9 protein-coding genes and 1 pseudogene are annotated in these 12,438 nt (G+C 53.8%); 9 read left to right on the forward strand and 1 reads right to left on the reverse strand.

Annotated elements, in window-relative coordinates:
• The 8 genes from CKY02_RS21335 to CKY02_RS21370 all read left to right on the forward strand — a co-directional run.
• On the forward strand, positions 1-690 hold a 690-nt coding region (locus CKY02_RS21335), incomplete at its 5' end, for a type VI secretion IcmF C-terminal domain-containing protein (RefSeq protein WP_275658232.1).
• A 95-nt stretch (positions 691-785) separates the two neighbouring features.
• Complete coding sequence (locus CKY02_RS21340) at positions 786-2,129, forward strand: VasL domain-containing protein (protein WP_112896813.1); 1,344 nt, start codon at positions 786-788, stop codon at positions 2,127-2,129.
• 21 nt (positions 2,130-2,150) lie between these two features.
• Entirely contained in the window at positions 2,151-4,046 is a 1,896-nt protein-coding gene (locus CKY02_RS21345) for a type VI secretion system Vgr family protein (protein ID WP_112896814.1), read from the forward strand.
• A gap of 44 nt (positions 4,047-4,090) precedes the next feature.
• Entirely contained in the window at positions 4,091-4,510 is a 420-nt protein-coding gene (locus tag CKY02_RS21350; RefSeq protein ID WP_112896815.1) for a DUF1795 domain-containing protein, read from the forward strand.
• Positions 4,511-4,531: 21 nt separating this feature from the next.
• Positions 4,532-8,908, forward strand: a complete 4,377-nt coding sequence (locus tag CKY02_RS21355; RefSeq protein WP_240002112.1) for an RHS repeat-associated core domain-containing protein — start codon at positions 4,532-4,534, stop codon at positions 8,906-8,908.
• Positions 8,908-9,240 (forward strand): hypothetical protein, encoded by a 333-nt coding sequence (locus CKY02_RS21360; protein ID WP_112896816.1) that lies wholly within the window; start codon positions 8,908-8,910, stop codon positions 9,238-9,240. Before CKY02_RS21355 ends, CKY02_RS21360 begins: the two co-directional genes overlap by 1 nt.
• Before the next feature lie 243 nt (positions 9,241-9,483).
• Positions 9,484-10,344, forward strand: coding sequence for an RHS repeat-associated core domain-containing protein (locus CKY02_RS25985; RefSeq protein WP_240002113.1), 861 nt, complete (start codon positions 9,484-9,486; stop codon positions 10,342-10,344).
• 7 nt (positions 10,345-10,351) lie between these two features.
• The gene (locus CKY02_RS21370; protein WP_112896817.1) at positions 10,352-10,792 is read left to right on the forward strand and encodes a hypothetical protein; all 441 of its coding nucleotides are present in this window, start codon (positions 10,352-10,354) and stop codon (positions 10,790-10,792) included.
• Positions 10,793-11,963: 1,171 nt separating this feature from the next.
• Here the strand turns inward: CKY02_RS21370 and CKY02_RS26790 are convergent.
• Entirely contained in the window at positions 11,964-12,050 is an 87-nt protein-coding gene (locus CKY02_RS26790) for a DUF7706 family protein (protein ID WP_420800746.1), read from the reverse strand.
• A gap of 28 nt (positions 12,051-12,078) precedes the next feature.
• Between CKY02_RS26790 and CKY02_RS21385 the strand changes: the two are divergent.
• A pseudogene (locus CKY02_RS21385) lies at positions 12,079-12,438 on the forward strand (type VI secretion system ATPase TssH); the annotation flags it as partial.

The raw sequence follows: 12,438 nt of genomic DNA on the forward strand, positions 1-12,438 counted from the left end.
TCGCTGGAAATCGAATGGCACGACACCGTCGTCAGACAGTACCAGACCTACCTGGCCGGCCGCTACCCGTTCAACCCGGACGCGACTGAGGATGTGCCGCTCAGTGAGTTTGAACGGTTCTTCCGGCCCGGCGGCACGCTGGACGCTTTCTATCAGCAGAACCTGAAACCGTTTGTGGAAAACAACCTGACCCACAGCGCGGACGGCCAGCAACTTATCCGTCAGGATGTGCTGGAACAACTGAAACGGGCCGACCGTATCCGCGACACCTTCTTCTCGCCGCAAAACGGTCTGGGGACCCAGTTCGCCATCGAGCCCCTCAGCCTGACCGGCAATAAACGCCGCAGCCTGCTCAATCTCGACGGCCAGCTGCTCGATTATGCCCACGGGCGCGGCAGCATCGCGCGCCTCATCTGGCCCAACTCGATGCGGGCCGGGGTGGAAAGCCAGCTCACGCTGATACCGGACGCCAGCGGCAAATCCCCCCGCGCCATCCGCTTCACCGGCCCGTGGGCCCAGCTGCGTCTGATTAACAGCGGCAAACTGACGAATGTGCGTCAGGAGGCGTTTGATGTGCGGTTCACCGTGGACGGGGGCGACATGACCTACCGTATCTACGTGGATGAATCCGACAACCCGTTTGCCGGCGGCCTGTTCAGTCAGTTCAGACTGCCTGACACCCTGTATTAATGGCAAACTGTATTAATGGCAAATTTTATTCATTGCAAAATAGAAACCCAGCCTGTCCTCCGCGCCGACGGAGGCAGGTGAAAGGATGAACGGCCATGAGTGAGCACCCTGAAAACCTGATTATCCGCGCCGGCGGCAACCCGATGAATCTGCCGGCGTTCACGGCCATACGCGAAGAAATCAACAAAATCAACCACCCGTCTCAGCCGGCCGTGAACTGGCCGCTTATCGAATCACTGGCCCTGACGCTGTTTCGCACCCACGGCGTCGATTTGCAGAGCGCGATTTACTACACCCTCGCCCGGATGCAGCTCAGCGGCCTGGCCGGGTTCACGGAAGGCTGTGAACTGCTCGCCGGGGTGATGGTCAGCCAGTGGGATGCGCTGTGGCCGCCGCAGCCGGCGGTCCGCGCCGAGATGCTGGACTGGTTTAACACCCGCTGCGGCAACGCTTTACGCCAGCACGATTACACCGCCCGTGACCTGCGGATGATTTACCGCGCCGAGCGGGCCTTACAGCTGATAGTCGACCGGCTCCAGCAGTCCGACCTGAAACGCCTGCCGAAGGTCGACAACCTGCTGTGGTTCTTCCAGAACACCGCCAAAAAACTGGAACAGACCCGCATCCTGCCCAAACCCGCCGCCAACCCCGTGCAGATGCCGCCGCTGGTTTACCTGGCCAACACAACCGGGCCGGTGCCATCGGAACCGGACACCGACGACGACGCGGGATATGACCACAGTCAGCCTAAAGTCCAGGTCCGTTTCCCTGAACCGCCCCCGCGGCCGATGAGCGCGTTACAGGGCTTCGGCCTGGGCCTCTTACTGGGGGCGTTTGTCCTGACCGGCAGCTGGCTGGGACTTTACCGGCCGCTGCAACAGCAGCTCACCGCCCTGACTGACACCCCGGACGGGGCCAGACTGGCCTGGCTGTACCACCCCGACCTGCCAACCTATGCGCAGCAGTTAACCCGGCTGGCGGACACCTCCCCGCTGGCAGTGCTGCAACAGGCTGAGCAGCTGACCGGCATGGCACAAAAAACCTGGCCGCAGGACCGCCAGCAACAGCGCGAAACGCAGCGCTGGCAGCAGTTACAGTCTATCCGGCTGGAAAACGCGCCGGTCTCCGGCAGCTGGGACCAGACCCGGCATCAGCTCCAGTCACTGGCGGACAACATCCTGAAACAGGAGCGTAACCGGGGCAGTTTCACCCTCTCTTACCTGAAAACGGCGATTTACCAAATCCAGCACAGCCACAACCGGGATATCCCGCTGGAAGAGCTGCTGCGCCAGTTTTCCGCCGCCGTCGAACAGGGGCAGCCCGTCTCCCCGGCGCTGATAAAAAAGACCGACGACCGGTTTAACGCCCTGCTCAGCCAGTATTACGCGTTGCAGAAAGCCGCCGGGCTGACCGCGCTCCCCGGGCCACCCCGCCCGTAAATTCAGAAAAGGAACCCTTATATGTCATTCCAGAAAAAAACCGCCGCTGCCGGCAACCTCGCCCGGCAAATCGCCGACCGGCTGACTCCCCAAAGCGCCGGCGGCTTACAGTTTACCCTCACCGCCGGCGGCCTGCCGCCACACACCTTCGTGGTGGCCGGATTCACCCTGCGCGAAGCCCTCTCCACCCCGTTCACGCTGACGGTCAGTTTAGCCAGTGCCGACCCGGCCATTGATTTCACCGCCGTCCTCGACAAAAGCGCCACCCTGACCATCCTGCGCGAAGGCAAAGTCGAGCGTACCGTCACCGGCATGGTCGCCAGCTTTGTCCAGGGCAATACCGGCAAACATCAGACCCGCTATGACATGACCATCCGGCCCGATATGTGGCGCGCCACCCTGCGCCAGAATGCCCGGATTTTTCAGCAGCAGGATATCAAAACCATCATCACCACCCTGCTCAAAGAGAACGGCGTCCGGGATGTGGCGTTCAGTCTGCGCAATCCGCACCCGGAACGGGAGTTCTGCGTCCAGTACCGCGAAACTGATTTTGACTTTCTGCAACGGCTCACCGCCGAAGAAGGGATTTTTTACTGCTTTGAATTCACCGGCAATAAAAACACCCTGGTGTTTGCCGATGATGCGGGCGCTGTCGTCAACGGCCCGGTGCTGCCCTATCACCCCGAAGAGGCCGAACAGGCCCAGCAGCTGTGCATTACCCGGCTGACCCGCCAGGCGCAGGTGCGGCCGGCGGTGGTCGAGCTCAAAGATTACACCTTCAAAAACCCGGCCTGGGCGGCGGAGTTCCGTCATCAGATGCGGGAACAGGACCTCCAGCATACCGGGTACGAACACTTCGATTTTCCCGGCCGCTTCAAAGACGAACAGCACGGCGCGGATTTCACCCGCTACCGGCTGGAAGCCCTGCGCAACAACGCCCTGACCGGCGACGGGGAAAGTAACGCCGCGACGATGCGGCCCGGCGTGCTGTTCACCCTGACCGGCCATCCCCGGCCTGACCTCAACCGGCTCTGGCAGCTGGTCAGCGTCACCCACCGGGGCAGCCAGCCGCAGGCGCTGGAACAGGCTGCCGGAGAGAGCGGCACCACCCTGAGCAACGACTTCACCTTCATTCCCGACAATCAACACTGGCGCCCGGCCCCGTTAGCCAAACCGGCGATGGAGGGCCCGCAGATTGCCAAAGTGGTCGGCCCGGAGGGCGAAGAAATCTACTGTGACCCGTACGGCCGTATCCGCCTGCAATTCCTCTGGGACCGTTACGGCCGGAGTAATGACCACAGCTCCTGCTGGATACGGGTGACCCAGCCCTGGGCCGGTCAGGGCTGGGGCATGCTGGCGATACCGCGTATCGGTCAGGAAGTGGTGGTGGACTTTCTTAACGGCGACCCGGACCAGCCGATTGTCACCGGGCGCACCTACCATGCCAGCAACCTCCCGCCGGGGGACCTGCCCGGCAGTAAAACCCAGATGGCCTTTCGCTCCAAAACCCATAAAGGGGAAGGCTACAACGAACTGCGCTTCGAGGATGCCAAAGGCCGTGAAGCACTGGCGCTGCACGCCCAGCGGGACATGAACACCGTGGTGCTCAATAACCGCGAAACCCGGGTCATGAACGACCATACCGAAAGCATCGGCCATAATCAGATGCTTTCGGTCAGAAACGATCGCCACAAAGAGGTGACAGGCAATGAAGTCAGCGCTATCACCGGCCTGCGTCAAATCACGGTCGAAAAAGACAGCCTGCTGAATGTCAAAAATAACATCCAGATACATTCCCAGGCGGGGGGTATCGAAATTGCGACGGCCGGCGGCAGCATCACCATCGACAATGCCGGCAATATCAGCATTCAGGGGGCTAATATCACCATCAATGGTAAACAGGTCAATGTGAACTGACCGTTACTGACTATCAACTTATTTCAATCAACAACGGAAAAAACATGGAAAACACCCCCTATCAAATGAATGAAGGCTCACTGGCTATCCCAGGCAACTGGCGGGATGAATCCATGAATGTCTTCGTGCTGCCGGACGACAGCGGCATCAATCTGGTGGTCAGCCGCACCCCGGTCCCCGCCGGCATGGATAACCATGCTTACTATGAACAGACCCTGGAACAGTTTTGCACCCATCTGCCCGGTTACCAGGAGCATCAGCGCAGTGAAATCACCCTCAGCCAGCAACCCGCCCGCCGTCTGGATTACCAGTGGAAAAGCCCGGAAGGCGACATGCACCAGACCGTGATACTGCAAATCCGGGGCACACTGCTGCTGACCTTCAACCTGACCTCCCCCGCGCCTTTTGAAGACAGTCAGCGTGAGGCATTGCTGGCAATTGTCCACAGTTTTCAGGCGTCCTGATAACCTGACAGGAGGAACACCATGTCACTTGGCGATGAAATCGTTACCCGGATAGCGCGGGTTGGCGCGCAGCACTCGGTACGCGTCTCCCCGCCACAGGGCTCCCCCGGGCCGGCCGCGGCCCGTGAGGGCGACCCGATTAAACATGCCAGCTTCCTGGGGGCGCTGGCGGGCGCCATTACCGGCGCGTTGATAGGGGCGGCGGTCTTTGCCGCGGCCTCGGCACTGGTGGGGCTGACCCTCCTTACCGGCGGGCTGGCTACCGTCGCTGTCATTGCCCTGGGAACCGCGGCCACATTTGCCCTTGGCGATGTCATCAGCGCCGCCAGTTCGGCCGTCACGAAAATGGTGGACAGCATCGGCCCGCCGAGCGGTACACTGGAAAGTGGTTCGCCCAATGTCTTTATCGAAGGCAAACCGGCGGCCAGAGCTACCACCGATATCGCCGTTTGTAGTCAACACCCGGCGCCGCCCCTGATTGCCCAGGGCAGTGAAACCGTGTTTATCAACGGCTCGCCGGCGGCCCGGGTAGATGACAAACTGGCGTGTGGCGCCACCATAAAATCCGGGGCCAAAACGGTGTTTATCGGCTCCGGTCAGGGAACTTACCTGGCGGTGGCCGAAGAGTTCTCCGCCTGGGAACGGGCGATACTGATGGCGGTTGAATTTCTGGTGCCCCCTTCCCGAGGCGCCCTTAAAGGGCTGGGTAAGCTGTTTACCCGACAGGCCGGTAAAAAGGTCGTCAGCGGGGCGATGGCCGGCGTCAGGCATGCCGGAAAAGTGATATCGGGTAAAACCTTCTGCTGTGCCAAAACCGCTTTCAAAGAAACGCAGGGGGTGAAACGTTACCGGGAAGCCACGAAAAAATTCTTTACCGGCGACCCGATTGACGTCACCACCGGCCAGCTGTTTGACCAGCGGACCGATATCACCCTCGGCCAGACCCTGCCGCTGGTATTTCTGCGCAGCTGGGCGCCGGGGGAACAGGGCTTACTGGGACCGGGCTGGACGGACAGCTTCTCTGAATGCGCGCTTGCCACCGGCGACCGGGTAGAAATCCGCACCACCGAAGGGGCTTCTCTTTACTTTGCCTTACCGGCCGCTTATACCCACAGTGTCAACCCGGAACACCCGGATTTCACCCTCAGTTGGGGAGAACAGGGCTATATCCTCCGGCACCGGGATTCACCGGTTCGTAAGTATTTTGCGCTGGCCTCTCCGGCCTCACCCGAAGGGACGCAGCGCTGGCGGCTCACGGAACACCGGGACGTGTATGACAACCGGCTGCGCTTTATTTACAACGAGCACGGTCAGCTGACACAGGTTCTCCACAGTGACGGGCCGGAGCTGACGCTGCTTTATAACCTGCGCGGACAACTGACCGAGATACGCCGCACCGATGAAAGGTTACAGGAAGTGATGGCCCGTTATCACTACCATGACAACGGCCGGCTGGCGGAAGCGGACAGCGCCCAGCATTTTCATCTGTACTATGAATATAACGCGCAGGGCCTGATAAGCCGCTGGTCCGATGGCGACCAGACCTGGGTGGATTACCGTTATGATAAACAGGGGCGCTGTACCGACAGTGTGGGAGCCGGCGGCTTCTATCCGGTTCACCTGGATTATGCCCCCGGCATCACCCGCTCCACCACCCCACAGGGGCACGCCACCACCTGGCATTACAACGACCGGCAGTTAGTCACGGAAATCCACACCCCGCGCGGCGGCGTGACCCGTTATGACTATGACCGCTGGGGCCATCTGGTCAGACAGATATCACCGGAGGGGGAAACCCTGACGCTGACGTATCTGGCCGATACCGGCCGGGTAACCTCGCTGACGGAGGCGACCGGCGCGGTATGGCGATACAGCTATGAGGCTGACAGCCTGCAACTGACCGGCATGACCGACCCGCTGCAACGCGCCTGGCTGCCTCTGTATGATGAGCAGGGCCAGCCCGCCGGATTTATTGCGCCGGACGGCCGGAAAACCACGCTGACCCGCAATGCCTTCGGGCTGGTGACGGCCGAAACAGACCCGGACGGCAACTGCCGTACACAGGAATATGATAAGCATCTGCGGCTGGCGCGGGTGCTGGATGAAGAGAACCGGACCGTCAGTCTGGGTTATGACAGCCAGGACCGGCTGCGCAGCCTGACCGCGGCGGGGGCGCTGTGGCGCTGGCGTTACGACCGTCATCACCGGGTGGCGGTCAGCGACCGGCCGGACAACCAGCTGGAGCACTTCACCCATGACCGCCACGGCAACTTAACCTGCTGGACCGATGCCCGCGGCGTAGAATGGCAGGTCGAATACGGCCCGTTTGACCTGCCGGTCGCCCGGCGTGACGGCGAGGGGCATCGCTGGCAGTATCGTTATGATGCCGACACGCTGCAACTGACGCAGGTGATTAACCCGCAGGGGGAAACTTACACCTATACCCTGGATGCGGACGGGCGGGTTATCACCGAGCAGGATTACGCCGGCACGCAGTGGCATTATCGCTATGACCGGTCGGGGAACTGCATTGAAAAGCGGGACGGGGAAGAGAACGTGACCCGCTATGATTATGATGCTGCCCGCCGGCTGACGACGCTGCGCGCCCCGGAAGGGACCACCCGTTATCATTACGACATCCTGGGCCGGCTGTTAACCGTGGAGTCGCCGGACAGCGCCCTGCATTTTGAATATGACGAGCAGGACCGGATAGTGCGGGAAATTCAGCCGCACGGCGAGATTCTGCGTCACTACCCGGATAACCGCGCGGTAGAACGGCAGTTGCTGACCGGCGAAAAAGCGCCGGTTGCCGGCCCTGCCCGGTTTAGCGGGCAGACCCACCTCTGCCAGTGGCAGAGCCGGCTGGAAGTGAACCGGGTGGGGGAACTGATTACGCTGGCGCTGGAGGAACAGGCGCCCCTGACCATCGAGCGGGATGACGCTGGCCGGGACACGGGCCGTTATGTGGACGGGGGATTTATTCTGCGTCAGCAGTACAGCCTGATGGGGCAGTTAACCGCGCAACGGGCCGGCCGTAATCCCCATTTCTTCCGGCCGGCAGAACTCGACGAGCTGGCCGGCCCCGCTTACGCCGGGGTTGACCGCCGGTATGAACATGACGCGGCGCTGAACCTGACCGCCGCCAGTGATAACGGGCAGCAGCTGGACTACCTTCTCAACAGCAACGGCCAGGTGATGTCGGTGGGCGAGGGCCGGACACTGCGGGAGCATTATCAGTATGATGAGACCGGGTACCCGTCAAGACGGTTTGACGGGGTGCAGGAGATTATGGGGGAAACCCTCTATCAGGAGGGGCATCGCCTGAACTGGGTGGGCTCGCACCGGTTTGTTTACGACCGGGCCGGGCGCATGCGGGAGAAGCAGTTTTTAGCGGAAGGTTGCCGGCTGGCGCTGACGAAATACCGGTGGAACAGTCAGAATCAGCTGACCGGCCTTATCACCCCGGACGGGATACCGTGGGAATATCGCTATGACGCCTTTGGGCGACGGACAGAAAAACGGTGTATCCAGAGCGGTAAGCGGACCACGTATTTATGGGACGGTGATGTGCCGGCGGAAATCCGCGACTATCAGCACGGCCGGCTGAAAATGATCCGCCATCTGGTGTTTGACGGCTGGGAGCTGATAGCGCAGCAGACGCAACAGTTTACGCTTAATCTGGACAACCGGGTGGAGCTGATGGCCGGGGAGGTGGAGACCCAGTATGCGGTCAGCGCCCCGACCGGCGAGCCGCTGGCGCTGTTCGACCCGGCAGGCAAACGGGTGTGGCGGCGGCCGAAGCAGTCGCTATACGGCCTGCGGCTGGGCGGACACGGCGAGAATCCGCCACTGGACCCGGGCCTGAGATTTGCCGGGCAACTTTTTGATGAGGAATCAGGGCTTTGCTACAATCGGCACCGCTATTATTTGCCGGAAGCAGCGTGTTACCTCAGCACTGACCCTTTGGGGTTAGCAGGAGGAGTAAATCCTTACAGTTACGTGCATAATCCGACGGGTTGGATCGACCCTTTGGGATTGTCTTCTAAGAAGTGTATACCGAATAAAGTAGCAGGGACAGCCAGAGAAAAAAGAGCGCAAGCTATATTTGAAAAACGTTATGGCAAGGAAAACGTCATAAGTGAACGTTACTTACGTGATGCTAATGGCAAGTCAGTTAAGGATCCTTTAACCGGAGAAAGGAGGAGGATTGACTTTGTGATCAAGGGGCAAGATGGAAAATGGAGCCCTGTTGAAATAACTAGTCAAACAGCACCAAAAGTCGGACAATTAGCTAAAGAACAACGCATTCAACAAGCTGGAGGGATATTTGTCAGAAATCCAAATACCCGAGAGTTAATAGAAATAAATGATATATCAAAAGTGATTAGGGCAAGATAATGACTGATTTCGATTTACATAATATCCCAATGTTACTGGGAGCAAATAAAAGTAAAGATTATCAAGAGCAAATAATTAGCTTATCCAATGCATTAATGTATTTCTTAAAAGACAATAACTTACTAATAAATATGGAACCATTTGCTGAAAATGGAGATGTTAAAAAAGATCTTATACTGAAAATGTCTCATGTCACACCAGAAGGACTAGAACTTTTTAAAAAAGTAATTCCTGGCTGGCTTAGTTATCTTGATAAAAGTACCAAACCTGAGAAATATCAGAATATTAGCCGTCTTGAAAAAGGTTTGGCTAAGTTACGTGAAAATAAATGATACTGAAATTATAATCCAAGCCGGAAAGATCTTTCGAGATCTTCCGGCCTTTTCCGGGCAGTAAATCCGCCATGAAAGCAGATGTCGGAAAAGGAATGAAAGGGTCGCGGTAGGAATAGCCGTTACCGGCTACCCCCCTCACAGATCCAGACGTGCGCTACTAACGCATCCGGCTCCTACCTCGGGTGTTTGGCGTAAAAGCGCTGCAAAGGATCAGGATGCACAATTCTGTGGGACGGCGACGTGCCGGCGAAAATCCGTGAATATCAGCACGGCCGGCTGAAAATGATCCGCCATCTGGTGTTTGACGGCTGGGAACTGGTGGCGCAGCAGACGCAACAGTTCACGCTTAATCTGGACAACCGGGTGGAGCTGATGGCCGGGGAGGTGCAGACTCAATATGCGGTCAGCGCCCCGACCGGCGAGCCGCTGGCGCTGTTCGACCCGGCAGGCAAGCGGGTCTGGCGGCGGCCGAAGCAGTCGCTATACGGCCTGCGTCTGAGCGGACACGGCGAGAACCCGCAACTGGACCCGGGCCTCCGATTCGCCGGACAACTTTTTGATGAGGAAAGTGGTTTATTTTATAATCGGTTCCGCTATTATTTGCCGGAAGCAGCGTGCTACCTCAGCCCTGACCCTTTGGGGTTAGCAGGAGGAGTAAATCCTTACAGTTACGTGCATAATCCGACGGGTTGGATCGACCCATTAGGTCTAAGTAGCACGGTATTGAATTCGCGTATTGGCGGCTTTGTCGGTGATGGATTAGAAGCTCACCACTTAATACCCGAAGAAATTTGGAAGAAAAATCAAAGCTTCTTTGATGCTTTAGGCATGGATATGGACGGTAAAGGAAACGGTAGATTAATGGCTGGTAGTGAATCTAAAAGAATTCAATTAAATGATGCTCTTTATCATAGAGGCTCTCATCCTCAATATTCTTCATATGTAGGTAGCCGCATTGAAAGAATTAAATATAAATGGAAGCCTGGTATCAATGATGATGCTACTATAAAGAGAGTAGAAAAATTACAAAGTAAATTAAATGCAAAAATAAGAGAAGGTGATGCTCCTAGAAGTAAAACTAAATGTAGTAAAATAGGATGATATTAATATGAGCGATTTTAAATATAGAAAGTTATCAAATGAAGAAAGCCAAGAAATAAAAAACCTAGGTGATTTGGCCGCGTCTAAACTTAATTTGGAAGAAATAAGCAACTATGAATTGACATTGAATAATATAAGAAGTTATTTGGACGATATACGTTCGCTAAACAAAGAGGAAGTGACATCGTTGGCTTATGAATTTGGCTCTCTTTATGGGGATCTAATTGCTAAAAAATATCATTGGAGTTGGTATTTTATTGAACAAGAAAGTGAAGATATCCAATTGTATTGTGTTGCTTCACCAGATAGACTTTTTTGTTGTCCAGTACATGATTATTTTTATCAAATTATTAGTAAGGATAAAAATAACAACTCAAAATTATTGTTTAATATGTTTTCTGGGCTAGATAAAAATAGAAGTACAGGTGAATTTACCTTTCTAACTTAATAAGGAAAATAATAATTTGTATTTATTGAGTTGAAAATATATATTTCATAATATGAGAGTTATCATTGAATTTACAGATAAAATGATAACTTATAATAATAAAAGCCGGAAAGATCCCCGTGATCTTTCCGCTTTGTTATTTTTATGTTTAAAACAAATAGTTTACAAGGTAAGAGTTATATATTAAATATATAACTTAAAATCACAAAAATATAAAACAAATAATAAAATAAACAAAGGAATAATACAGAAAAATATAATATTCATATAAAATATATACATAATAAATATTTTTACTATCTTATTCTGCTTTTTCTCTGAAACAACAAAAAGCCGGAATCGCTTCCGGCTGGTTTCTTTCTCACCGTGGTGAATACCCATGCCACGCCGACGGGTTAGTGCAATGGCAAGGCATAAAGGTAATCACGGATATACTGATGCAATGCTCTGGATAAAATAAATCTACATCAATCAATTAATACCATATCGAAACAAGTGACTCATATACAAAATTATAGCTAAAAAAGATATGGCGAATGGCAATATTATTAAATCCAAAGATAGGTATAACACTAATATTCAGGGGGAAGACGTAAATTAAAAAGTAAGACAAAGCATCTTTGATCTCTGGAGTAAAATTTTAGGATAATTTAATCTGGGTGAGATAATAAATTTTCATATGGAACCTGTTGAATTTTTTAAAAGCTCGGATTCTTATCCGGTTCTATTGAAAAGTTTAATGAATATGAAATTATTGATGATAAAGATAGGGCATTAAAGCTTCTTTTCGATCAAGGCATACCAGGTAACTATATGGTTTAGAGTAATTTTTTCTCTGATCGAGTATCCGAGTTTTATCTTCATGAGGATTATAAAAAAGCAGAAAATGATGAATGTAATGACAGGTTAAATATGATAAGCATTTATCGATATTTATTCTCTTTTAATATAAACTCTAAATTAGAAGAAATATTTTCTATATTTAAAAAAGGAGTTATGCCGTGTGGTATAAAAAAAGATAAAAAGACATGAGTTATTTTCAATCCTATTCTTTTGAAGAATAGTTAATAAAATTATAAATGAACTTCCCTCAAAAACTAGATTTAACATTTAATGACTAGATTTAGAAAGGCAGCTCACAATCACCAGATCTTCCGGCGTTCCTATTGATCTACCGTGGCGCATACCCACAGTAAGCCAGAGCAGATTGAAGCTTACCGATGGCATCCCTAATCTGATACGCTTCCTCGTCATTCACGGCACAGGCGCGTATCTCCGCCCATCAAATGGAATCAGACGTGCTGGCGAGGGAACAGCGCATAGGGCTAAACCAGCACACTGATCGACTGGATGAACTGCGGCAACAACAGCAGGAAACCACGGAGAAATTGGCTGAACTGGAAGCCAGTTGGCAACAGCAGCAGCAATTGGTTCAGCAAATTATTGAACTACTCCGTCAGCTATTAACCAACGAAACAGAATTAACTGAAACAGAATTAACTAACGAAACAAAAGAGAGCGAAACATCGGCCGAGATAACAACTAACGAGTTGATTGCACAATTGGCTGAACTCAATGAACAGTTGGAACAATTACAGCAACAACAAACGCTCGTTTCTCCTCATGTGGATAAGAACCAGATTGCG

This window comes from Photorhabdus bodei, from assembly GCF_003287735.1.
In the GTDB taxonomy this organism is placed as follows: domain Bacteria; phylum Pseudomonadota; class Gammaproteobacteria; order Enterobacterales; family Enterobacteriaceae; genus Photorhabdus; species Photorhabdus kayaii.

What these genes read in the sequence shown, in the direction of transcription:
- CKY02_RS21355 (WP_240002112.1), top strand. Translation starts at nt 4,532, where the DNA reads ATGTCACTTGGCGATGAAATCGTTACCCGGATAGCGCGGGTTGGCGCG.
- CKY02_RS21350 (WP_112896815.1), top strand. Translation starts at nt 4,091, where the DNA reads ATGGAAAACACCCCCTATCAAATGAATGAAGGCTCACTGGCTATCCCA.
- CKY02_RS21370 (WP_112896817.1), top strand. Translation starts at nt 10,352, where the DNA reads ATGAGCGATTTTAAATATAGAAAGTTATCAAATGAAGAAAGCCAAGAA.
- CKY02_RS21360 (WP_112896816.1), top strand. Translation starts at nt 8,908, where the DNA reads ATGACTGATTTCGATTTACATAATATCCCAATGTTACTGGGAGCAAAT.
- CKY02_RS21340 (WP_112896813.1), top strand. Translation starts at nt 786, where the DNA reads ATGAGTGAGCACCCTGAAAACCTGATTATCCGCGCCGGCGGCAACCCG.
- CKY02_RS21345 (WP_112896814.1), top strand. Translation starts at nt 2,151, where the DNA reads ATGTCATTCCAGAAAAAAACCGCCGCTGCCGGCAACCTCGCCCGGCAA.